Source organism: Pseudoalteromonas sp. SG45-1, from assembly GCF_014164135.1.
Classification (GTDB): Bacteria; Pseudomonadota; Gammaproteobacteria; order Enterobacterales; family Alteromonadaceae; genus Pseudoalteromonas; species Pseudoalteromonas distincta.
Window position 1 is genome coordinate 60,483 of the sequence record NZ_JACJEP010000003.1, and the last position, 23,272, is coordinate 83,754.

The following is a 23,272-nucleotide window of genomic DNA, read 5'->3' on the forward strand; positions in this document are numbered from 1 at the left end:
CGCAATAAATAATGCGTCTGCGCGGTCAAATTAAGCAATCAGATATAAGTAGTAACAGGATTTAAAAATGGCAAAAGCAACATTAGAGCAATGGCGAATGTTTAAAGCGGTTGTAGATCATGGCGGGTTCGCAGGCGCAAGTGCGGCTGTACATAAAAGTCAGTCAACCGTACACCATGCTGTTCAAAAACTTGAAGCCGCCTTGCAAATTAAGTTGCTTGAAGTAAAAGGTCGTAAAGCATTTTTAACCGATAGCGGTAAACTAATTTTACGCAGAGCTGAATTTTTAATTGAAGAAGCAACTAAAATAGAATCGGTAGCAAGTACACTAAGCGAAGGCGTAGAAAGCACGTTAAAAATAGCTGTTGATGAGGTTTTTCCACACACCATTTTATACCAGGCACTTGCTAACACGAGTGAACTTTACCCGCTTTTAAAGATTGATTTAGTAGAAAGCGTGCTAACCGGTGCAAACGAATTACTACATAACTCAGTGGTTGATTTAGCCATTTCATCAATCCCTATCTATGGAATTAGTTGCAGTACGTTATGCGATATAGAGTTTATAGCCGTTGCGCATAAAGACCATGTATTACACCAACAAACTGAACAACTCAACTTTCGCGATTTAAAGCTACACCGGCAAATAGTAGTTCGCGACTCAGCAACCCACACCAGTCACAATGATGGCTGGTTAGGTGCTGATATGCGCTGGACAGTCAGCCATATACGCAACTCTATTGATATGGTTAGTCAAAATTTGGGTTACGCTTGGCTGCCAAAAACACAAATAGCACATTTAATTGAAAATAAAACGCTCATCCCACTTAATTTAGACCAAGGTACAACCCGTACCCTTAATTTATATTTAATGTGCAACGACAACGACAGGCTTGGTCCTGCAGCACAAGAGTTTAAAGAGCAGCTTACGGCTCTCACTAACTTAGCTAGCTAATAGCTATTCATTTTTTACATCGAGGTGATCTGCCACATAGGCGCCTCGCTGCCCGCGCTCTTTAGCTGGGCCTATAGTACTGTCTTTACCTGTTTGCTGCTCAGTTGCAGCATTAATAACAGCACCTAATGTGATTATATAAGCGCTGATGTACAACCACATCAACATGATCACTACACCACCTAGTGAGCCGTAAGTTTCGTTGTAACTAGAAAAACGCGACACATAAAAAGAAAAACCTATAGATGCCAAAATCCAAAGCACAGTAGCAATAGACGAACCCATCGTGATCCAACGCCATTTGGCCGGTTTACGGTGTGGGGCATAACGATATAAAAGTACCAATGCAAAATTAAAGGTAAAAGCTAATAATGGCCAAGAGATGAGTTTAATTAATAAATCTATACTTTCTTTTAGCCCCACTAAATTAAGCACAATAGGCAAAATACCAATAATTAATAACGCAAAAATTGCGACAACAATCGCCCCTACCGAAAATAAAAAGCGTACTAATTGAGCTTTAAAAAATGAACGTTTTTCATATTCACGATAACTAATATTACACGCAGTAATAAGTGCTTGGCTGCCCTTAGAACTACTCCAAATGGTAAGTATAAGCGTACCAATTGCACTTAAGCTCAAGCTTGCACTTGATGTTTTAGCAAGGCTAGAAACCTGAGATAAAATTAGTTCACTGGTACTTGGTGGGAGCAAAGTAACTATTTTACTTAAATGATCACTAATATCTGCGGGGGATGAAAAGTACGCATACACAGATACCATCGCCGCAATGGCCGGAAAAATAGCAAGTAACGCATAAAATGCCACACCCGCTGCCACTATAGATAAGTTATCTTCACTCATTTGCTTAAAAATGCGCTTAACAATATCCCACCAACCTATAAAAGGGATATGACCAGGCTGCTCAGCTTGCTGTCCTCGTTTAGCTTCTTTCATTCTAAACCTCAATATTTGTATTACATTACTACAGCAAAATGTTTGCCAAGTTAAATAAAGTATTTGGTACTAAACTTGCTGTTACCTAATATTAGCGATTATAAAAACCAAACACGGACGATAAGCCATGCCTAGTAGCCAATCAAACATTATAGCTTTAAACAATACGCCTCCCAGCACGCAAAGTTTTCAAGGCGATGTGTTTACGTGGCAGTTTTTTCATGAACAAGCTGTGCAATTACTTCATGCAACAGCGCAAATATTACCCACACTATTACTCGGTATAATACTTTTAGCATTAAGCTATTTAATTGCAGGGCCACTTTCTCGATTGCTTATAAAGCCTGTTGACTACATGACTGACAGTAAACTAGTTCATCTAGTTGTAAGGCGCAGTATAAGCACTTTAATTATTTTATTTGGCGTGTACTTATTCCTGCGTTTAGCAGGGCTTACCGAGTTTGCTGTCGCCATTATGAGTGGAACGGGACTAATAGGACTTATATTAGGTTTTGCCTTTAGAGACATAGCTGAGAACTTTATCGCTAGTTTATTACTGAGCATACAGAGGCCTTTCAAAATCGACGATGTAATTGAAGTAGACAATCGTTTAGGCGTTGTTAAAAAAGTAACCGCAAGAGCAACCACACTTGTTGATTACGATGGCAATCATATTCAAATACCCAATGCGACGGTATATAAAAATACTATTAAAAACCTGACTGCCAATCCAAAAATGCGCGGAAAAGTAGAAATTGGTATTGGCTATGATAATGATATACGCAGCGCACAAACTCTTGCCCTAGCTATTGCCAATCAACAAAATGCGGTGCTTAGCGATCCACCTGCGCAGGTTTTAATAAAAAACTTAGGCTCATCTACTATTAACTTCGTTTTGTATTTTTGGGTTAATAGCGAGCAACACAGTCCATTAAAAGTAGCTTCCCAGCTTATGCGCGAATTAGTCAATGAGTTCACAAAACAAAACATCAGCATGCCTGATGATGCACGAGAAAGAATTATACTCACCGACCCTAGTGAAAATGTTTCTAATTTAGAGGAAAAACAACCATCGCAAGTGCAAAGCGAAAAAAGTGAAACAGTTGATCAAACTAAAACACTTGATGATGTGAGCAGTGATACCGACGAAATACGTGAACAAGCAGAGCAATCAAGAGACCCAGAACAAGGTAAAAATATTATTTAATAATGCTGAAGTTGTATATATTAGTATTTAGCTCAATATTAATACTCTCGACCCAATAAGCAAAATAAGCAAAATAAGTAATCAACGCTAATATATATTAACGCTGGTTAGGAAGTATCTTATGAAAAGGCAAAAGGCTTTATAGGATATTAATCGACTTTTGCCCTTTGTTTGCGGAGTTTTTCAAGTTAGTTGTCGCATCAAATAAAATTTTATGCCGCCCGCATTGCTTCTTTTTTCTCTGGATTTAAATTTACTTCATTGGTCAGATGCCCACAGCTAGTCTGGTCTAGTTACTACTACAATCCACCAACACCGCCTTGTATCGACCTCTAAACAGTTCACCATCTGTATTATGTGTTCTATTAGAATATTGCGTATAGAGACCATTAATATGTTTCATGGCTCTGCCCATGTTTGCATCAGGGATTTTTATTAGTAGGTGGTAATGATCGGTCATTAAATAATACGAATGCACTTCAATATTAAAACGAAAACTGGCTTCCTCAATGCAGTATAAAAAATGCTTAGAATCGTCATCACTCAAAAAGGTGTTTTCACGCCCTCTTCCGCGATTCATCACATGATAAAACACATTTTCATACTCTATTCGTAGTGGTCTAGCCATAATAATAAACTCAATGAGCAATAAACTATAAATCTAGATCATTGATGTATGAAGGTAAGATTTGACCCTGCCGAATCGCTAAAAAGCAGTTAACACCCTCCTACCTTTATATTAATGACCTTAGCTCAAAGTCATTTTCTTCGCGCCCAGCTTTATCTTTCGCTTTATCTATACATCTTAAGTTTTAACTATTGTACTTTATATAAGCTTGTTTATCATATGAGATCTATTTACAAAGGCATGTGAATATTAAAGTTTGCAAGGGAATCATGTAGCCTCCCCACAAAAAATTCACAGCCTATTTTTAAGGCTTCTTGTTTATGTCATTTTTAACAACACTTAAAAAGTTTGGTAATCATATTGGTGCTTACAAAGTGCACTTGTGCCCTGAGGTAAAAGGCCAAGCTAGTGAAAAAGGCAAACCTTTATCGAATGTAAAAATAGAGAGAGTATTGAATTTTTCTGATGGTAAAAGTGTTGAAGATTTCACTTACACGGATAATAATGGGGGCTTCTCATTACCTGAAATTAATATCCGTTCTAATCAACCAGCAGTCCCACTTGCTGAGATTTTCACTTCTCAAGCTATTTATCTATCCTACAATAATGAAGAATATTGCCTTTGGGGTTCTAGATTATCAGGCGTTAAATATCGAGAGGAATATGCAAGAAAGTTAAGGCAATTAATAGCCGACATCTCTAATGGAAAGGTTCTTTTTAAATTTCAGAATAAGAAAACTGAAGGCTATAAATTTGAGGCTTTAAGTATTTGTCGTTGGTCTGATGATTTTGAAGTAGTGGAACAAAATGCTTATTTTGACCTTTCAGAAATTGAAACGGATAATAATTAATAAATCAAAAACTAAATTATAAGGAAATATTAATGAATGTTTTAAGCCCTGCAATAGCTGCTAATTTTGCAGCTACCTCATACGAAAGCCTTGACAAAAGAGGCTTGAGAGCTAATCCATATTTTGAAAGAATTAGCTCTTTATTTTCATTCGAATCAGAATCTATAAAAGGTGTAAGTGGTTCTATTCTCGAACGAGTTTTTAACCACTCGACCAATTTTGGCTGCATTGCAGAGGGTAAGAAAGGAGCATATGAAGATGAAGATGATTATGTTTTAGCTTTACGAGGCACGGCTAAAGTTCGTGATGTTGTCACTGATTTACATTGTGGCTTAAGTACTTGTAGTAATAATCAACCTGTACATGCAGGCTTTAACCATACATTTAACTCTTTCAAAAATCAGTTAGAACTATACTTTAAAAAAAGCACTAAGAAAAAGTTAAACATTCATGTTGTAGGTCATAGTTTAGGTGGGGCTTTAGCAAACTTAGCTGCTAACTGGCTAAAGCAACGTTTCGGTGCCAATGTAAAATTATATACTTTTGGTGCGCCGCGCGTTGGTTATAATAGCTTTGCTGTAAAAACAGAGTCCGCAACAGATAACAACATCTATCGTTGCGTACATGCCGCAGATCCAGTTCCTTTAGTGCCTGTGTGGCCATTTATGCATACTGAACAAGAATATATTTTACACGGTGCTGCCACTATTACTCCAAAAGCACATAGTATGACTAATGAGACGCCAGGATATTTACATACAGCAAGCAACTTCAAAAGTTACTCTGCTATCAACAAAGGAATGGAAAAACGAATTCAAGAAGAGGTAAGGCTTGATTATGATAGACGGCTCGAATGTAGCCGCACGTCTAAATGGGCTAGGAAAATTGGTGCAGCTTTAATAACTCATTTACGTGATACTGGTAAGCTATATGCGATACAAAATCATTTATCGAACGCTCTCACAGTGTACGATCAGATAGCTAAAGCATTAGCTGATAGCATTGACTTCTCTAAAAACTGTACCAAAGATATAAAAGGGATTTTAGGGCACATACTAACATTTTGTGGCTATCCATTTAAGGTAATTTCTTTTACTTACGCTTCGATTAGACATATTTTACAATTAATGCTTAAAAATATTTTCGCACTTGCGGGTGAAGCGATAGCATTAGCAAAACCTTCCTAAAATGAAATTATACAAAAAAACCGCCAAATGGCGGTTTTTTATTAACAAGTAAAGCTGTTAGTGTTATGTGAAATTTAACAAAAGCCAATGTGCAAAAGCCAACGGGGCCAAATCTTGACTTCATACATCATAATTTCTCACTGCCCGGTTATCACTCTTTGTTGAAATTCTAACGAGTACTGCAAACAGATAGCCAAAAACTAATTACTTGCCTTAATTTACAAGCACAAAAAAGCCCGCAGCGTTAACTGCGGGCTTTCTATTTAATGAGTGAGTCAGCCGGTAAGCCGGGTTTTGTCCTTTCCGAAGAAAGTGATAATCATTCGTCTAGGCCATAAATCGCTCTATGGCTCAAGCAACCTACCCGGTTCCAACGTGGGCCACGCGTTCATTATTTAAAATGATAGAACCCTATTTGGTCTTGCTCCGAGTGGAGTTTACCTTGCAACCGACTATTACTAGCGGCCCGGTGCGCTCTTACCGCACCCTTTCACCCTTACCAACCGAGGTTGGCGGTCTCCTCTCTGCTGCACTTGTCGTGGGCTCACGCCCCCCAGCCGTTAGCTGGCACTCTGCCCTATGGAGCCCGGACTTTCCTCCCCCTGATCATTTTCGTCACAGGCAGCGATCATCTTGGCTGACTCGGCGCGCAGTATACATGAGGCTAATACCAAGCGCAGTAAAATTTACTCTTTTTCTTCAATAATTGTTTTGTATAAAGCGTTTTTCTTCATTCCAAAGTATTCAGCAACAACGCCACAGGCTTTTTTCATTGGCATTTCACTCTCAAGCAGTGCCAGCATTTTGCGCGCTTCTGGTGGAACATCGTCTACTAGTTTTGGTTTGCCCGGCAACATTAATACAATTTCGCCGCGTTGCTTAGTGGGATCATCTGTTAAAAACTGTTTAAGCTCACTTACACTACCATTAAAAAATGTTTCAAAGGTTTTGGTTAGCTCTTTAGCAAACACAACTTGCTGCTCATCACCAAGAGCTAGTGCTAAATCATCAAGGCTTGCCATAATACGGTGCGTACTTTCGTACATTATGCTGGTAATACCTGAGTTAACAGCTTCGGTAAAAAAGTCTTGGCGAGCTTTGCTTTTAGCTGGCGTAAAACCAATAAACTGAAAACGATCGGTTGGTAAGCCTGAACAACATACGGCTGTAATTGCAGCACATGCACCTGGAACAGGTGTAACATGAGCGCCTTGTTCACGACATAGATTTACAACCGCGTAGCCTGGATCACTAATTAGTGGCGTACCAGCGTCAGATACTAAAGCAATATTTAAACCTTGATTAAGTTGATCAATAATTTGTTGTGCTTTTTGCTTTTCGTTGTGGTCGTGTAATGCAAACGTTTTTGCCTTAATTCCAAAGTGGCTAAGTAGCTTGCCGGTATGGCGAGTGTCTTCAGCAGCTATTAAGTCAACTTGCGATAATGTCGCAATGGCACGGTGACTTAAGTCGTCATAATTGCCAATTGGGGTGGCAACAATGTAAAGAGTGCCAATTTTCTGTGAATTCTCCTCATTTAACATTGAGGTCTCCTGCGTCAGTCAGTAATATAAGCAAATCGCGTTAACGTATTGGGAAATCATTGTGCGACTTAAACTAGTTAGTCTATTAATTATATTGTCAGGGTTATCGGCGTGTAGCACAACCGAAAAACCAACTAAAAACAGCGATAACGTAAGTAACCGCACTAATGCACTGCAAAATCAGGCAACCAGTGCGCAATCTATCTATCAATTGGCGCAAAACCGCCAAGGTGCCGATAAAATACAGTTATTGTATAGCGCCCGTGATGCTGCAATTAGTGAGCAAAATTGGCCTTTGTTAGAGAAAATTGGTAATGAGCTTGAATTAACCGCAAGTGTTGATCAAATCCAAAACCGTCTTTATATTGCATTTGCACAAAAACAACAGAATAAGAATGATCAAGCTTTGGTGATTTTACAATCGCTAGACGGACAACTTACTCAACCTGAGCATTTTGCTTGGCATCAGTTTTTAACAGCCAGTATTTATGCATCGCAAAATTTTCCAAAAAAAGCTGCCCCCTATTTCTTTAGAGCTTCTGAAACAGCTACAAAAAACAATATAGAAATCCCTCAGCTCAATCAAAATTTGTGGGATAACTTAAAACAGCTCTCTTCATATGCGCTTGAACGTTTTAACCGTGGTTCGGTTATCCAGCAAGGCTGGGTAAACCTTGGTCTATACTATCAAGTATATGCAAGTAGTGGCGTGGAGCTAGACCAAGCAATTAATAATTGGCGCAGGCGCTATATTGGGCATCCGGCTTTTTCTGTATTACCTGAACAAGACGAAATGCTTACTGAGCTCGCCCCTATTAATATAGAGCGTTTAGTTGTGTTGCTTCCACAATCAGGCCCTAACGAACGCTTAGGTGATGCGCTTAAAGCGGGTGTGTTAGCTGCACTTGATACGCAAACTATCAACGACACTATTTTTATTGATGAAAACCTAAGCACTGAGGAAATCGCAGCGCAACTTGAAGAAATAAAGCCTGATTTTGTAATTGGTCCTCTACTTAAAGCAAATATTGATAAACTAGCCAATGCACAAACTCTTATTGATACTCCGGTACTGCATTTAAACACCTTTGATGGTGAGCGCATTTCGCTTCAGCATTATTACTTTGCATTGAACCCTGAGCACGAAGTACAACAAGCTCTGGAACACTTTTTAACTAAGGGCTATCAAAAGCCTATGCTGCTTGCGCCAAATAATGCAAATGGCCAACGTTTAGTTGATTATTTTAACCTACAGTGGCAACGCTACAGCGAAACCAAGCCACAAATCGGTTTTTATAACGATAAAAAAGATATGCCAAACACAATTACCAGCTTATTAGAAGTTGATAAGTCAAAAGATCGCATACAAACAGTTAAAGCATTATTTAAGCAAGAAGTAGAAAACGAAACGCGTTCACGCAGTGATATAGACGTTATTTATATTTTGGGTGATGCCATAGAAACTCGCTTAATTAAACCTTACCTTGATGTAAACGTCAGTACATTTGCTGATCGCATTCCACTTTATGCAAGCTCTAAAAGTCATAGTAAACAAATTGACAGTACAGACAAAGGCGACTTAGACGGCCTATACTTCACAGAATTACCGTGGATGCTTGATTCACAAATTAAACAACATAATTTACGCCAGCAGTACAACTCTCTATGGCCTGAGCAAATTGATATTAGCCAACGCTTATTTGCAATGGCGTACGATGCTGTATCAATATTACATGACATTAGACAGTTAAGCGTAATGCCAGGCAATCAATATAGTGGTTTAAGTGGTAAGCTATCTGTTAATACCAGCGGCCATATAGAACGTATGCTCGACTGGGCTCAATATACAAACCGTCGCATTAAGCCTGTGCAATTAGAAACACAACGCCCGGTACCATTGTTTATGCAATCAGCGGGTGATATACAAACTATAAATTAAACTTTATTAAGTTAAGGGGGCGGCATGTCGTGGTTTAAAGAGCTGTGGCACAATAGTCGCGAAAAAGGCCTGTATTATGAGCTTGAAGCGCAAAAATACTTAGTTACTCAAGGCTTAACACCCATTGAACGTAATTATTACTGCCCCTTTGGCGAGCTTGATGTCATTATGAAAGAAGGCGACACCCTTGTATTCATTGAGGTCAAGTTTCGCAAAAATAATGCCCGTGGCGGTGCCAACTATGCACTTAGCCCACAAAAACAAGCTCGATTAAAACGTAGTATTTATCATTACTTAGCAGCTAAAAATTTAACTAACCAAGCACTAAGAATTGATTATGTAGCCATTACAGGAGAAGCATCTCCTAATATTAATTGGCTTAAAAATGTATTTTAAACGCAAATACAAAGATAAATTATTGGTAGGCTATGCAAGACACAATTAAAGAAATTTTTACAGAAAGCATTCAAGTTCAAATCGCTGCTGGTGAAGTGCTACCTAGTGCGCTTGAGTCAGCTGCATTTACTATTGCACAAAGTCTGATCAACGGAAATAAACTCATTTGCTGCGGTACTGCAAATTGCCACATGCTCGCCCAGCACATGGCGGGAGTATTGGTTAATCACTATGAAACCGAGCGTCCTTGTTTGCCGGCAATCGCTCTATCGCAAGAAAACGTTAATCTTGGGCAAAGTACTCAGGTAGACGATCACGATACATTTGCTCGCCAAGTCCGCGCTTTTGCTCAGCAAGGTGATTTATTGCTTGTACTGGCTATTAACGGTAACGAAAAACATGTTATTTCTGCCGTTGAAGCTGCACTAACTAAAGATATGAAGGTCATAGTTATGGTTGGTGATGATGGTGGCGAGTTGGTTGGCCTACTTGGCCCTAACGATGTTGAAATTAGATCCCCATCTAAACGCCCTAGCCGCATTATCGAATCCCATTTAGTTAACTTACATTGTTTAAGCGAACTTGTTGATTTAACGCTTTTCCCTCAGGATGAAAATTATGTTTAAACGCTCTCTTATTGTTTTAGGTACTGTTGTATTACTACAAGGCTGCGCAGCTGCTGTTGTTGCAGGTACAGCCAGTGCAGTAACTGCAGCGAACGATCGCCGTACCATTGGCTCTCAAATTGACGATAACAATATTGAAATAAAAGCCAGTATTGCACTTAGCGAAGTAGAACGCCTTGAAAAGTTTGCCAATATAAGCGCTGTAAGCGTTAACGGTATTGTTTTACTTGTAGGCCAAGTATCTAATGAAGAAATGAGAAACGAAGCGCAGCGCACCATTGAGGGCGTTTCAGGTATTCGTAAGATACATAACCAAATTCGTATTGGCTCAAATATTGGTATTACTACACAAACGCATGACTCTTGGTTAACTTCTAAAGTAAAAGCTCAGCTACTAACAGCAAAAGACATTAGCAGTAATAACATTAAAGTAGTTACTGAAAACGCTGAAGTATTTTTAATGGGTTTAGTATCTGACTCTGAGTCTACTCAAGCTGTAAACATTGCCCGAAATGTATCTGGCGTAGAGCGTGTAATTAAAGTATTCGAATATATGTAAAGTAAAATACAGACATAAAAAAACCGCTTATTAAGCGGTTTTTTTTTGCATTTACTTATTATTTAATAACGCGTAAATGAGAGCCTTTTTTCTTCTGTGGCTTTTCTGGTGGTGTTTCATCAATAAATTCAGCTGATGAATCAACACTTTCAAGCTCAGGCACAAAATCGTCTTCGTCCTCTAAAAACTCATCTGCAGTAAAGACTGTTCCTTCGCCATTTTCACGCGCGTATATTGCAAGCACAGCACCTAGAGGCACATACACTTGCATTGGCTGACCACCAAAGCGCGCATTGAAGCTAAGTTGGGTTAAGTCTAACGAAAACTGTGTGACCGCTGATGGACTTATGTTTAAAACAATTTGTCCGTCTTGAACAAACTGTGTTGGCACTTGTACATTTGCAAACCCAGCGTCTACCACTAAATGCGGTGTACACTCGTTATCGACTATCCAATCAAAAAAAGCACGTAATAAATAAGGACGATTAGGCGTCATTATAAACGGATCTCACGCTCAGCTTCAGTTAAAGAGGCTTGGAATGACTCACGTTCAAATAAACGGATCATGTACTCTTTAAGCTCTTTAGAACCTGCACCATTAAGCTCAATACCAAACTCTGGTAAACGCCATAATAGTGGAGCTAAATAACAATCTACTAAGCTAAACTCTTCACTCATAAAGTAAGGTGCTTCGCTAAAAATAGGTGCTACAGCAAGTAATGCTTCTGTTAGCTCTTTACGAGCTTGAGCAGCATCTGACGTGTTGTTACTGATTTTGTCAGCTAGGCTGTACCAGTCAGTATCAATACGATGCATCATTAAGCGGCTACGACCACGCATTACCGGGTAAACAGGCATTAGTGGAGGATGAGGAAAACGCTCATCAAGGTATTCCATGATGATGTTTGCCTGGTATAAACCAAGCTCACGGTCAATCAGTGTTGGCACTGTGCCGTAAGGGTTAATTTCGTGAAGTGCTTCTGGCAAGTTATCTTTTTCAGCCAAATGAATATCTACACTTACACCTTTTTCCGCAAGTACAATACGTACTTGGTGGCTATACATACAGTTAGCACCAGAAAAAAGGGTCATTACAGGGCGCTTATTGGCAGCTACGGCCATGCCTATACCTCCATTAAATAACTAAAACAGCAAAAGGGGCTTAAGCCCCTATTGCAAAATTACCTTTAAAAATGTTCAAGTTAATGAACATCTCTCCAGTATTCTTTCTTAAGCATAAATGCCAAGATAAATAGAATTATTAAGAATCCTATTACCTTAATACCTAGTGCTTCCGATTCAAGACGTGAAGGTTCACCCACGTACTCAAGGAAGTTTGTTAAATCACGAGCCGCTTGGTCGTATTCATCTACGCTTAATTCACCCGTACCATCAGTTTCAGTAGCAATAACTTTGGTCACAGTGTGGCCATGTTCTTCTACTTCTTTAGTGATAGGCGTTGGTAAACCTTGTAGTTCTTGAAGAACATGAGGCATACCTACCGATGGAAAAACAATATTGTTAACTCCAAACGGGCGAGATTCATCTTTATAAAACGATTTTAGGTACGTGTAAATATAATCTGGTGATTTTACACGTGCAATTAGAGTTAAATCCGGCGGAGCCGCACCAAACCATTTTGCTGCATCGTCTTTTGTAATTGCGTTGGTGATATGGCTACCTACTTTAGAGCCGTCAAAAATTAACTGCTCTAAACCAACTTCTGTTGGGATACCGATATCACGAAAAGTACGCTCATAACGTTGATACTGCATTTGGTGACAACCAAGACAGTAGTTCATGAACAACTTTGCACCGCGTTGTAAAGATGGTTGATCAGTAAGGTCGTTATTCGCTTCCATTAAAGGAACCGACGGACCTGCTGCCATAACCATGTTAGGCAACAAGTTTACTGATAAAGCAAATAAACCAATAATAAGCTTCTTCATCATTTCGTTAACCTCTCTGGCAATGGCTTAGTTTTTTCGTTCTTACTGTATACAAACAACAGTACGAAGAACATAAAGTAAGTCACAGTACAGATTTGAGAAATAATCGTTTTCATATCAGTTTGTGGAGTTGCACCCACCCAACCAAGAAGAACGAAAGTTACAACAAAGCCTGCAATGTTCCATTTATGGAAACCACAACGGTAACGAACCGATTTAACTCTACCACGGTCTATCCAAGGTAGTAATGCAAGTACTACAATCGATGCACCCATCGCCGCAACACCGATTAACTTATCAGGGATTGCACGTAAGATTGCATAGAATGGCGTAAAGTACCAAACCGGGAAAATATGCTCAGGTGTTTTAAGTGGGTTAGCTGCCTCGAAGTTTGGACCTTCTAAAAAGAAGCCATTCATCGCCGGCATAAAGAACACAACCCAACAAAACAGTATTAAGAAACCAACCACACCCACAATATCTTTAACTGTGTAGTAAGGGTGGAACGGTATCGCATCAACAATGTCTTTTTTGTTAGTGTAATACTCGTGGAATTTAAATTTAGGCTTATCTTCTTCAGCTACTGAGCCTTTCTTACGTTTAATCTCAATACCTTCAGGGTTATTTGAACCCACTTCGTGTAGAGCAACAATGTGTAAGAAAACTAAGATTACAATAACCAGTGGTAGTGCAATTACATGTAATGCAAAGAAGCGATTAAGCGTTGCACCTGATATTACGTAGTCACCACGGATCCAAAGTGTTAAGTCATCACCAATAACCGGAATAGCACCGAATAATGAAATGATTACTTGTGCGCCCCAGAACGACATTTGGCCCCATGGTAATAAGTATCCCATGAATGCTTCAGCCATTAGCGCTAAGAAAATGAACATACCAAATAACCACAGTAATTCACGCGGTTTTTGGTAAGAACCGTAGATCATGCCACGGAACATATGCATATATACAACGATGAAAAACGCTGATGCACCTGTTGAGTGCAAGTAACGTAGTAACCAGCCATATTCTACATCACGCATGATGTACTCTACCGAGGCAAAAGCACCTTCAGCAGACGGAACAAAGTTCATCGTTAACCAAATACCTGTTAGGATTTGGTTTACTAGTACTAACATGGCTAGTGAGCCAAAAAAGTACCAGAAGTTAAAGTTTTTAGGTGCTGGATACTGTGCAATGTGCATGTTCCAAACACGTGTCATTGGGATTCGGTCGTCTATCCAACCAATAATCTTACCAAACATTAGGCTACCCCTCTTTCTTCGCCCACTAAAATAGTGGTGTCATCTAGAAAAGTATAAGGTGGTATTTCTAAGTTTAATGGTGCAGGTACCGATTGAAATACTCGACCAGCCATATCAAATTTAGAACCGTGGCACGGGCAGTAGAAACCGTCATCAGTCCCTTCTACTTTCTCACCAAAATTACCTTGTAAAAAGCCTGGTGAACATCCTAAATGCGTACAAATACCTACAGCCAAAAATATTTCTGGACGTAATGAACGGTAATCATTTGTTGATGATTCTAATTGTTGTGGCTCTTGCGATTGCGGATCACGAAGTTGACCTTCATGTTCTTTCATCTGCTCAAGCATTTTTGGGGTACGTGATACAACCCATACAGGTTTACCACGCCACTCGACACGTATTAATTGTCCAGGCTCAAGTTTGCTGATATCTACTTCTACAGGCGCACCCGCAGATTTAGCTCGCTCACTTGGATTCCAAGACGCAATAAAAGGAACAGCAGCCCCAGCCGCACCAACACCACCTACAACAGAGGTAGCTATGGTTAAAAAGCGACGTCGGCCATTGTCTACAGGCGCATTGCTCATCCACTTATCTCCACTATGATTCTCAACACTTGCTATATTGAGAACATCAGTTACAGCAGGTTAATTATTCGAAATTTTTAAAATAGAAGCGATCATAATTAAAACCCTTGATTAAAACAAGGTTATTCAAAGCCCTATGCTCGAATAAACCTGACTTGATCAAAAATTTGATTAAGCTAGCTCGAGAATAAAGCCGAACGACTATAATAACGCTTCTGTAAAAACAATATACTGACCGAGATCAACACCACTAAGAGGAAACAGTAAAAACTGTACATAGTGTCGTTAAACTCACTCATTTTACTTCCACGCCAATTGTAGCAAAAAATTCCACCAATTAACTGATGGATTTAAACTAATTACGATAATTATTTAACTTTTTTGCAGCTATCTGAGTGTTTTTTAACTTTCGTTCGATTAATACGCAGTTATTAATAAATTTGATCATCATTAATTACAGCAATACCAAGTATGGCGACCGCTATAAACAAATTTAAATTAAGTAGCAAATGTAAACTTTTTGATTTGAAAACAAAAAACCCAGCATAAGCTGGGTTTTTGAATTCTTGATAACGTATAGATTAACGTTTTGAGAACTGTGGACGCTTACGCGCTTTCTTAAGACCCACTTTCTTACGTTCAACTTTACGTGCATCACGTGTAACAAAACCTGCTTTACGAAGTTGTGGACGTAGTGACTCGTCAAACTCCATAAGTGCACGAGTGATACCGTGACGGATAGCACCAGCTTGACCAGTTGTACCACCACCAGAAACGGTGATGTAAAGGTCAAATTTTTCAGTCATATCAACTAGCTCAAGAGCTTGATGAACAACCATGCGTGCTGTTTCGCGACCAAAATACTCTTCTAGAGAGCGTTTGTTGATTACGATGTTACCAGTGCCTGGGCGTAAGAATACGCGAGCACTTGAACTTTTACGACGACCTGTACCGTAGTATTGATTTGCCATGATGGTGCTCCTTAAATGTCTAGAACCTGAGGCTGTTGTGCAGCATGATTATGCTCAGTACCTGCGTAAACTTTAAGTTTACGGTACATAGCGCGGCCTAAAGGACCACGTGGCAACATGCCTTTTACAGCTTTCTCGATGATCATTTCAGGCTTTGCAGCTTGAAGTTTATCAAAAGTAGTAGACTTAAGGCCACCTGGAAAACCAGAGTGAGCGTAGTACACTTTATCTTTGAATTTGTTACCAGTTACAGTAACTTTTTCAGCGTTGATAACGATGATGTAATCACCAGTATCTACGTGAGGAGTGTATTCAGCTTTATGCTTACCGCGTAGGCGGTGAGCGATTTCAGTAGCGATGCGACCTAAAGTTTTACCTTCAGCGTCAACTACGTACCAGTCACGTTTTACTGTTTCTGGTTTAGCAACAAACGTTTTCATTTATAAAAATCCAATGTTTTTCAATTAAAACCACAAGTAGTTAATATTAACTACTGCTCTAAGTTTGCTATAACCCCTTCGAGTTTTAGACTTTTGCGCCGCTCACAAGTGGCTAGACTATATGAGGACATAGAACGCAACGTGGCAGACGCGGGAGTATACCAGCACTTAAAACACATTGCTACTCGCCGGTTGTTTTTTCCACAAGAAATTTCAGAAATAAGAAGTACTATATATGTACCTCTTTTTTTATAGTTGCCCTATTACACATTTACTTACTTATTTAAACTAAATGCTCTCTAGCTAAATATTCTAAGGATTGCATTTCTTGTAAACGACTAATACAACGCTTAAATTCAAAATTTAAATTACCTTGGGTATAAAGTTCGGTAATAGGTTTTTCAGCCGATATAATTAAAGTTACATGGCGCTCGTAAAATTCATCCACTAAAGCAATAAAACGTCTAGCAGCATCATCATTAGTTTGACCTAGCTGTTTTACGTTAGAAATAATCACCGTATTGTATAAGCGGCTAATCTCCATGTAATCGACCTGGCTACGTGCTGTTTCGCACAATTCACTAAACTCAAACATCACAACGCATTTAGCTACTTTACGCGTTTTGATTTTTCGCCCTTCTATCTCTATCGGCTCATCTAATTGCCCTGGCTCTGGCGATAACTTATCGAAGTACTCAAATAGGTTTTTATCCGCATCTTCATCTAACGGACTATGAAAAATTTCAGCTTGCTCTAAAGTACGTAAGCGATAATCGATACCTGAATCTACATTAACTATCTCGGTATTTTTTTTAACAAGCTCAATAGCTGGCATAAAACGAGCTCGCTGTAAGCCATTTCTGTAAAGTTCATCTGGCACTATATTAGAGGTTGCTACAAGTACTATGCCCCGTGCAAATAGCGCTTCCATTAAGCCACCTAATAGCATGGCATCAGTAATGTCTTGTACAAAAAACTCATCAAAGCAAATAATGTCTGTTTCTGCTTTAAAAGTGTCAGCAATTTTTTCTAATGGATTAGCCGTATTATTTAGCTTTTTAAGCTCGTTATGCACTCGGTGCATAAATCGATGAAAGTGCACACGCATTTTACGTGTGCCCGGTAATGATTCGTAAAAAGTGTCAACTAAATAAGTTTTACCACGCCCTACTCCCCCCCAAAAGTACAAACCTTTTACAGGCGCAGGTTCTTCTTTACTAAATAGCTTAGCAAAAAAGCCTTTTTGTTTTGGCTTTGTCTGAGTTAGGTCATCGTATAGACGTTGTAAATGGCGCACAGCATTTTCTTGTGCTGCGTCGTGTACAAAGTCATCTCGCTTTAAGTCTTGTTGGTATGTTTGCCAAGGAGTCATATCTATTTACAGTTAAAACACAGTTTAATTTGCAAAGCATATTAACACGCATCATAACTCGGGGTATATTACACTTAGTATGATTTATAATTGAATCGGCATTCGTTAGTTATTTTCCCAAAGGGGTAGTTTTTATGGGCACAGTTATGTGGGTAGGTTTGATTGTTATTGTTGCTGTTGTAGCATTTTTTATTGGCGCATTTGTTACTAAAAAACAGTTCAAACAAGATGAATTAAAAGAGCAAGCAGAGCAAGCTGAAAATGCGTTAGAGCAGTATCGCCAAGATGTAGCTGATCATTTAGCGAATACTGGTAAGCTCGTAAATAAAATGAAAGAAAACTATGATCAACTGCTTAGTCACGTTGAAGAAACAAACCAGCTTCTTCTAGAAGATAGAAATAAAGCACCAGCTGAACCATTCTTTTCAAAAGAAACAACAGAACAACTGCAGGCTTCATTAAAAGAGCGTCAATGCGATCGTTCTACAGCCGCAGCACAACCAGCTGATTATGTATCAGGTGAATCAGGTTTATTTGCTGGTCAAAATAAAGTTTCAGAACATTCTAAAGCATCTTGATGAACTTTTTTTTGACCCCATAGTCTTTAGATATAACAGCTTTGTTGTTTTATCTTAATAAACCGAAAAGGGCTGCTGTAAAGTAGCCCTTTTTGTTTTGCTTTATCTTAAGTGGAGTTACCCCTGACTATGAAAATGAAATTATCACTTATCAGCGCAGCTATTTTATCTACAAGCTTGTTAATGAGCCCAGTAGCGTCTTATGCAAAAATGCCAATTGCAGTAAATGGTCAACAACTACCAACTCTTGCCCCCATGCTAGAGAAAATATCTCCAGGTGTTGTAAGTATCCAAGTTTCAGGCTCAAAAGAAGTACGCCGCCGTGCAGATCCGCTTGAATACTTTTTTGGACAGCAACAGCCTCGCAGTCAAAAGCGTCAATTTAGTGGATTAGGCTCTGGGGTGATTATTGATGCTGATGAGGGTTATGTAGTCACTAATAATCACGTAATCCAAGATGCCGAAAAAATGGTAGTAACCCTCGAAGATGGCCGTGAATTTGAAGCAACTAAAATTGGTACTGATACAGAATCAGACATCGCTCTTTTACAAATAGACGCTGATGACTTAACTGAAATAAAACTCGCAAATTCAGACAGTTTACGAGTGGGCGACTTTGCTGTTGCTATTGGTAACCCATTTGGACTTAGCCACACAGTTACATCTGGTATTGTTAGTGCTCTTGGTCGTAGTGGTTTAAATATTGAGGGCTACGAAGATTTCATTCAAACCGATGCTGCTATTAACCAAGGCAACTCTGGTGGTGCATTAGTTAACTTAAACGGTGAATTGATTGGTATTAACACTGCGATTTTAGGTGCTTCTGGCGGTAACGTGGGTATTGGTTTTGCCATTCCATCAAACATGATGAAAAACTTAGTTGATCAAATTGTTGAACACGGTGAAGTACGCCGAGGTTCGCTGGGTATCTCTGGCCGCCCACTTGATGCAGGCCTTGCTAAAGCGCAGCAACTTGACGTTAAACAAGGTGCTTATGTAATGCAAGTAATGGACGACACTGCTGCAAGTAAAGCAGGTATAAAAGCAGGTGACGTAATTGTTAGCATTAATGGCGGTGATATTAGTGGTTTCCACGAGCTGCGCAGCAAAATTGCTACGCTAGGTGAAGGCCGCGAAATAAAACTAGGTATTTACCGCGATGGTAAAATTAAAACGGTAAAAGTAACTCTTGATGGTGCATCAGGTGTTACAGCGACAGGCGAAGAGCTGCATCCTGCGTTCCAAGGCGCGACACTTGAAAACGTGCAAAAAAATAGTAATAAAGGTGTTGAGGTTACGTCTGTAGACCCTCGCTCACCTTCTGCCCGTGTTGGCCTTGAAGAAGGTGATATTATTATGCAAGTGAATCGCCAACGAGTAGAGACTATTCGTGATATGAATAAGATTATCGAAAACACTAAAGGTAATATCGTACTTGGCGTGCAACGTGGTCGTGAGTCTATATTTATTTTAATTCAGTAATAAATAGCACTATTAATGTAATAAAAATAACAGTGGCACTTGCCGCTGTTATTTTTTTTATGTCATCATAAAGAGATTGCTCACTTACATAATAAGAAAACTGTGCTGAAATTAATAAAATTTATTCTTCCCCCTTTATTTGCAGGTCTAAGTATTGCTTTTTTAGTGGTTTTTTTCAGCCCTAATATGCGAGCCGCCTTACTTCCTAATGTTCCCCTTCCAAGCGCGATGAGTGCGAGTCACTTGAGTTTTTCTGATGCAGTTAAACGAGCAGCTCCTTCTGTAGTTACTATTTTTTCAGAAAGCATTTCCAAAGAACCTCGTTATAAAAGAAAAAACACGGTACAAGAGCTAGGCTCTGGCGTCATTATGTCGCAGGACGGTTATATTCTTACTAACTACCATGTTGTGAATAATGCAGACCAAATTATGGTTATCTTAACCGATGGCCGACGATTTTTTGATGTGCAACTAATTGGTTTTGATACCATTACTGATTTAGCCTTACTTAAAATCAATGCAGATCACCTCCCGGTGATTCCCGTAAACGATAGCTATGTATCAAATGTAGGCGATGTTGTACTTGCTATAGGCAACCCGCTTAACTTAGGGCAAACAATCACTCAAGGCATTATTAGTGCAACGGGTAAGCAAAAAATTACAGATAGCCCTTACAATAACTTATTGCAAATGGATGCAGCTATTAACGTGGGCAACTCCGGCGGCGCATTAGTTAACTCCAATGGTGATTTAGTCGGCATTACTTCTGCACAATTTAAAACGCGTGAGAACTTGAATATTCAAGGAATATTTTTTGCGGTTCCTTACTCACTTGCTAAAAAAGTGATGGGTAAACTCATTCGTCACGGTCGGGTTGTGCGCGGCTATTTAGGCTTTGAAGGCACAGCAGTAGATAGTACGGGTAAAGAAGTAAACGACAGCCTAACGCCGGTTACCGGCATGCGCATTACTAATTTAGACCCTTTGGGGCCAGCATGGCAAGCGGGTATTGAAGAGCAAGATATCGTCATTAAAATTGCAGGGCTTTCGGTAGCAAACCCACAAAAAGTGCTTGAAAAAATAGGTAATACGGAGCCCGGTAAAGAAATAGAATTTGAGCTATACAGAGATGGCAAAATAGAAAAAATCATGGTGGTGGTAGCTGAGCTTGAAACAAAGCTCTAATAAAGAGTAATACCAATCGTCAATAAAAAGGTCGGATAGCAATTTGCGTATCCGACCTTTTTTAAATAGCTTAACTAGTTATCTACTTAGCTACTTCTACGTTTAATGTTTGCACCCAACGCACTTAGCTTATCTTCAATGCGCTGATAGCCTCTATCAACGTGATAAATACGGTCAACAACCGTTTCACCCTGTGCCACTATACCCGTTAAAATTAAGCTAGCTGAAGCGCGTAAATCGGTTGCCATCACTTGCGCACCCGTTAAGCTTTCAGTCTCACCACAAATTGCGGTATGCCCTTCTAAACGAATATTAGCGCCCATACGCTGCAACTCTGGTACATGCATAAAACGGTTTTCAAAAATCGTTTCTGTGATCGTTGCACTACCATTTGCTACTACATTCAATGCTGTAAACTGAGCTTGCATATCCGTAGGAAAACCTGGGTGTGGAGCTGTTTTAATATTCACGGCTTTAAGTTCTCGGCCGCGCATATCAAGATAAATACTATCGTTATGTACTTCTAGGTGCGCATTCGTAGCACGTAGCTTTTCAATCACAGGCTCAAGAGAATGAAAGTCTGTATTTTTACAAAGTACTTCACCGCCAGCCATTGCTGCTGCGACTAAAAACGTCCCAGTTTCAATTCGGTCAGGTAAAATACTGTGTTCACAGCCAGCTAAACGCTCAACGCCTTCAACTTCAATGCGGCTAGTACCTGCACCTGTGATTTTAGCGCCCATAGCAATTAGGCAGTTAGCTAAATCAATTATTTCAGGCTCGCGTGCCGCATTATCAAGTATGGTTTTACCATCAGCGAGGGCCGCTGCCATTAATAGGTTTTCGGTAGCACCTACGCTTACCATTTCCATAAAAATTTCAGCGCCTTTTAAGCGACCATTAACCTTGGCATTAATATAACCATTTTCAACGTTTATTTGTGCGCCCATGCGCTCCAAACCTTGAATATGGATATCAACAGGGCGAGCACCAATAGCGCACCCACCAGGTAAAGACACTTGAGCCTCACCAAAACGTGCAACTAGAGGGCCTAATGCAAGCACAGAGGCGCGCATTTGCTTTACTAAGTCGTAAGGCGCTAATGTTTTATTAACCGTTGCACCGTCAATTACTAGCGTATCGCCCTGCCAATTAACATCTGCACCTAAAGTTTTTAATAAGGCTTCAGTAGTCACTATGTCGCGAAGACGCGGTACATTAGTAAATATACTTTTACCATCAGCTAATAGTGAAGCAAATAAGATAGGAAGTGCGGCATTTTTAGCGCCCGAAATAGTCACTTCACCAGCAAGTGAAGTGCCACCTTGAATTACAAATTGATCCATTAGGAGGCCCTAGTTATTGCGGTAAAATGAATTTTTGTTCACGCTTCCACTCTACAGGAGTAAATGCACGAATAGATACTGCGTGAATTGTCCCATCTGAAATTGTATTCATTAATGGACCATAAACTAGCTGCTGCTTTTTAACTCGGCTTAAACCGTCAAAGCATTCGCCTACTGCAACAACTTCATAATGACTACCATTGGCTTTTACATGTACTTCAGCTAATTGAAGTTCTTCGCGTAATAATGTTTCGACTTGGCTAGTTTCCATAACTCTCACTCAAATAGGGTTGTAACCTGACCCAATTGCATTAAATTTTGCAATTGCTCAGGTAGGTTTTGCAATTCAAGGCGAATGCCTTGCTGCTTTAATTCTGCAAAAGAGTGAATTAACCAAGCTAAGCCAGCTGTGTCAACCCTTGATACTCCACTTAGGTCGAAATAGATGATTTTATGCTTAGTTAATAACTTATTGTTCAGAAGCTGTTCATCGCCAATTGAATTTCGAGTAAGCTCACCGCTTACTCCAAAATGTTGTCCATCAACTTGGCTTATTGCCAATTTAGTCATTCGAGTTACTGCCTCTAAACTGAACTGGTAGCTGACTCTTTTGCTCTAAAAGGTTACTTACATTATCAATACCTTGCTGACGCAAAATACCTTGCAGCTCGCTTTGCTTTGCATCCAGTAAACTAATACCTTCGGCAATCATATCGTACGCGCGCCATTCACCGTCGCGGTCTTCGCGTACTTTAAAATCGATTCTGATATCAGGTTTACCGTCTTCAATAATTTTAGTCTTAACAACAACGACGTCTTTACCTTTAAACGCTTGCTCTGCACCAAACTCAACTTTCTGGTTTGTGTATTGAGTAAATACACCTGCATAAGTAGCAACTAAGTACTCTCTAAATACACCAATAAAGCGTTGAATTTCTTTAATTGCTTTGGCCTTTTCAGCCTCGTCGGTAATTGCACGAACTTTAGATACTTCACTGCCAAGTACACGAAGTGCTGCATATTTATAGTCGATATAAGGCATTAATTCTTCTTCAACTATTACGCGAAGGTATTCCTGATCTTTAACAATTAATGGCTGATCTTTTTTAATGCGCGCAAATGTATTATCGGCAACTTGGCGTACCATTTTATTAGGATCGACTAATTTCACATCTGCTGCACTTACGCTTTGAGTTAGCGTCATTGTGCCAATTGCTACAATAGCTAAAAACTTTTTCAACATAA

The 23,272-nt window shown here is 39.5% G+C and carries 26 protein-coding genes and 1 other RNA gene; 11 read left to right on the forward strand and 16 right to left on the reverse strand.

All coding sequences use genetic code 11. The features are described 5' to 3' along the window. Nucleotides 1-67 precede the first annotated feature (67 nt). Nucleotides 68-955, forward strand: a complete 888-nt coding sequence (locus tag H5117_RS03970; RefSeq protein ID WP_182736239.1) for a LysR family transcriptional regulator — start codon at nucleotides 68-70, stop codon at nucleotides 953-955. A gap of 3 nt (nucleotides 956-958) precedes the next feature. On the opposite strand, the gene H5117_RS03975 is transcribed toward H5117_RS03970, so the two are convergent. Next, on the reverse strand, nucleotides 959-1,912 hold the full coding sequence (locus H5117_RS03975) for a YihY/virulence factor BrkB family protein (RefSeq protein ID WP_182670939.1): 954 nt from the start codon (nucleotides 1,910-1,912) through the stop codon (nucleotides 959-961). Nucleotides 1,913-2,039: 127 nt separating this feature from the next. Between H5117_RS03975 and H5117_RS03980 the strand changes: the two genes are divergently transcribed. Next, the gene (locus H5117_RS03980) at nucleotides 2,040-3,119 is read left to right on the forward strand and encodes a mechanosensitive ion channel family protein (RefSeq protein ID WP_182694723.1); all 1,080 of its coding nucleotides are present in this window, start codon (nucleotides 2,040-2,042) and stop codon (nucleotides 3,117-3,119) included. 289 nt (nucleotides 3,120-3,408) lie between these two features. Here H5117_RS03980 and H5117_RS03985 read toward each other — a convergent pair whose 3' ends face one another. Continuing rightward, entirely contained in the window at nucleotides 3,409-3,747 is a 339-nt protein-coding gene (locus H5117_RS03985) for a transposase (protein ID WP_259395014.1), read from the reverse strand. Nucleotides 3,748-4,067: 320 nt separating this feature from the next. Here H5117_RS03985 and H5117_RS03990 point away from each other — a divergent pair, with 320 nt between their 5' ends. Beyond that, complete coding sequence (locus H5117_RS03990; protein WP_154903853.1) at nucleotides 4,068-4,598, forward strand: DUF6795 domain-containing protein; 531 nt, start codon at nucleotides 4,068-4,070, stop codon at nucleotides 4,596-4,598. 32 nt (nucleotides 4,599-4,630) lie between these two features. Further along, the gene (locus H5117_RS03995) at nucleotides 4,631-5,785 is read left to right on the forward strand and encodes a lipase family protein (RefSeq protein WP_182736240.1); all 1,155 of its coding nucleotides are present in this window, start codon (nucleotides 4,631-4,633) and stop codon (nucleotides 5,783-5,785) included. A gap of 267 nt (nucleotides 5,786-6,052) precedes the next feature. Here the strand turns inward: H5117_RS03995 and rnpB are convergent. Further along, nucleotides 6,053-6,430, reverse strand: an RNA gene (gene rnpB, locus H5117_RS04000) — RNase P RNA component class A. 41 nt (nucleotides 6,431-6,471) lie between these two features. After that, entirely contained in the window at nucleotides 6,472-7,329 is an 858-nt protein-coding gene (rsmI, locus tag H5117_RS04005) for a 16S rRNA (cytidine(1402)-2'-O)-methyltransferase (RefSeq protein ID WP_154903851.1), read from the reverse strand. 61 nt (nucleotides 7,330-7,390) lie between these two features. On the opposite strand from rsmI, the gene H5117_RS04010 reads away from it, so the two are divergent. Genes H5117_RS04010 through dolP form a run of 4 tightly spaced genes read left to right on the forward strand, consistent with a single transcriptional unit; the run spans nucleotide 7,391 to nucleotide 10,849 of the window. Next, entirely contained in the window at nucleotides 7,391-9,268 is a 1,878-nt protein-coding gene (locus H5117_RS04010) for a penicillin-binding protein activator (protein ID WP_182736241.1), read from the forward strand. A gap of 24 nt (nucleotides 9,269-9,292) precedes the next feature. Then, nucleotides 9,293-9,664: a YraN family protein gene (locus tag H5117_RS04015; protein ID WP_149602130.1), complete on the forward strand. Its 372-nt coding sequence runs from the start codon at nucleotides 9,293-9,295 to the stop codon at nucleotides 9,662-9,664. A gap of 32 nt (nucleotides 9,665-9,696) precedes the next feature. Continuing rightward, nucleotides 9,697-10,290: an SIS domain-containing protein gene (locus H5117_RS04020; RefSeq protein ID WP_002957968.1), complete on the forward strand. Its 594-nt coding sequence runs from the start codon at nucleotides 9,697-9,699 to the stop codon at nucleotides 10,288-10,290. Beyond that, nucleotides 10,283-10,849: a division/outer membrane stress-associated lipid-binding lipoprotein gene (gene dolP / locus H5117_RS04025; protein ID WP_039485369.1), complete on the forward strand. Its 567-nt coding sequence runs from the start codon at nucleotides 10,283-10,285 to the stop codon at nucleotides 10,847-10,849. Before H5117_RS04020 ends, dolP begins: the two co-directional genes overlap by 8 nt. A gap of 58 nt (nucleotides 10,850-10,907) precedes the next feature. Here the strand turns inward: dolP and H5117_RS04030 are convergent, their stop codons facing one another. The 8 genes from H5117_RS04030 to zapE form a co-directional block, all read right to left on the reverse strand. Continuing rightward, the gene (locus H5117_RS04030; RefSeq protein WP_002957966.1) at nucleotides 10,908-11,345 is read right to left on the reverse strand and encodes a ClpXP protease specificity-enhancing factor; all 438 of its coding nucleotides are present in this window, start codon (nucleotides 11,343-11,345) and stop codon (nucleotides 10,908-10,910) included. After that, nucleotides 11,345-11,971, reverse strand: coding sequence for a stringent starvation protein SspA (sspA, locus tag H5117_RS04035; RefSeq protein WP_002957965.1), 627 nt, complete (start codon nucleotides 11,969-11,971; stop codon nucleotides 11,345-11,347). The genes H5117_RS04030 and sspA overlap by 1 nt, the downstream gene beginning before the upstream one ends. 80 nt (nucleotides 11,972-12,051) lie before the next feature. Beyond that, complete coding sequence (locus H5117_RS04040; protein ID WP_002957964.1) at nucleotides 12,052-12,801, reverse strand: cytochrome c1; 750 nt, start codon at nucleotides 12,799-12,801, stop codon at nucleotides 12,052-12,054. Further along, entirely contained in the window at nucleotides 12,798-14,063 is a 1,266-nt protein-coding gene (locus tag H5117_RS04045; protein ID WP_002957963.1) for a cytochrome b N-terminal domain-containing protein, read from the reverse strand. Before H5117_RS04045 ends, H5117_RS04040 begins: the two co-directional genes overlap by 4 nt. Continuing rightward, nucleotides 14,063-14,653, reverse strand: a complete 591-nt coding sequence (petA, locus tag H5117_RS04050) for a ubiquinol-cytochrome c reductase iron-sulfur subunit (protein WP_002957962.1) — start codon at nucleotides 14,651-14,653, stop codon at nucleotides 14,063-14,065. Before petA ends, H5117_RS04045 begins: the two co-directional genes overlap by 1 nt. 581 nt (nucleotides 14,654-15,234) lie before the next feature. Further along, entirely contained in the window at nucleotides 15,235-15,627 is a 393-nt protein-coding gene (gene rpsI, locus H5117_RS04055; protein ID WP_024595789.1) for a 30S ribosomal protein S9, read from the reverse strand. 8 nt (nucleotides 15,628-15,635) lie between these two features. Continuing rightward, entirely contained in the window at nucleotides 15,636-16,064 is a 429-nt protein-coding gene (gene rplM / locus H5117_RS04060; protein WP_002957960.1) for a 50S ribosomal protein L13, read from the reverse strand. A gap of 283 nt (nucleotides 16,065-16,347) precedes the next feature. Further along, nucleotides 16,348-17,436, reverse strand: a complete 1,089-nt coding sequence (gene zapE, locus H5117_RS04065) for a cell division protein ZapE (protein WP_002957958.1) — start codon at nucleotides 17,434-17,436, stop codon at nucleotides 16,348-16,350. 134 nt (nucleotides 17,437-17,570) lie between these two features. On the opposite strand from zapE, the gene H5117_RS04070 reads away from it, so the two are divergent. The 3 genes from H5117_RS04070 (at nucleotide 17,571) to H5117_RS04080 (ending at nucleotide 20,681) form a co-directional block, all read left to right on the forward strand. After that, the gene (locus H5117_RS04070; RefSeq protein ID WP_002957957.1) at nucleotides 17,571-18,014 is read left to right on the forward strand and encodes a YhcB family protein; all 444 of its coding nucleotides are present in this window, start codon (nucleotides 17,571-17,573) and stop codon (nucleotides 18,012-18,014) included. Nucleotides 18,015-18,143: 129 nt separating this feature from the next. Further along, nucleotides 18,144-19,496 (forward strand): Do family serine endopeptidase, encoded by a 1,353-nt coding sequence (locus tag H5117_RS04075; RefSeq protein ID WP_024606350.1) that lies wholly within the window; start codon nucleotides 18,144-18,146, stop codon nucleotides 19,494-19,496. Between the two features lie 102 nt (nucleotides 19,497-19,598). After that, nucleotides 19,599-20,681 (forward strand): trypsin-like peptidase domain-containing protein, encoded by a 1,083-nt coding sequence (locus H5117_RS04080; RefSeq protein ID WP_024595792.1) that lies wholly within the window; start codon nucleotides 19,599-19,601, stop codon nucleotides 20,679-20,681. Nucleotides 20,682-20,767: 86 nt separating this feature from the next. Here the strand turns inward: H5117_RS04080 and murA are convergent, their stop codons facing one another. Genes murA through H5117_RS04100 form a run of 4 tightly spaced genes read right to left on the reverse strand, consistent with a single transcriptional unit; the run spans nucleotide 20,768 to nucleotide 23,270 of the window. Continuing rightward, nucleotides 20,768-22,027 (reverse strand): UDP-N-acetylglucosamine 1-carboxyvinyltransferase, encoded by a 1,260-nt coding sequence (murA, locus tag H5117_RS04085; protein ID WP_002957954.1) that lies wholly within the window; start codon nucleotides 22,025-22,027, stop codon nucleotides 20,768-20,770. A gap of 13 nt (nucleotides 22,028-22,040) precedes the next feature. Next, a complete protein-coding gene (locus H5117_RS04090; RefSeq protein ID WP_002957953.1) occupies nucleotides 22,041-22,298 on the reverse strand; it encodes a BolA family protein in 258 nt (85 codons plus the stop codon). Nucleotides 22,299-22,303: 5 nt separating this feature from the next. Then, on the reverse strand, nucleotides 22,304-22,597 hold the full coding sequence (locus H5117_RS04095) for a lipid asymmetry maintenance protein MlaB (RefSeq protein WP_002957952.1): 294 nt from the start codon (nucleotides 22,595-22,597) through the stop codon (nucleotides 22,304-22,306). Continuing rightward, complete coding sequence (locus H5117_RS04100) at nucleotides 22,590-23,270, reverse strand: phospholipid-binding protein MlaC (RefSeq protein WP_039485391.1); 681 nt, start codon at nucleotides 23,268-23,270, stop codon at nucleotides 22,590-22,592. Before H5117_RS04100 ends, H5117_RS04095 begins: the two co-directional genes overlap by 8 nt. Between the last annotated feature and the right edge of the window lie 2 nt (nucleotides 23,271-23,272).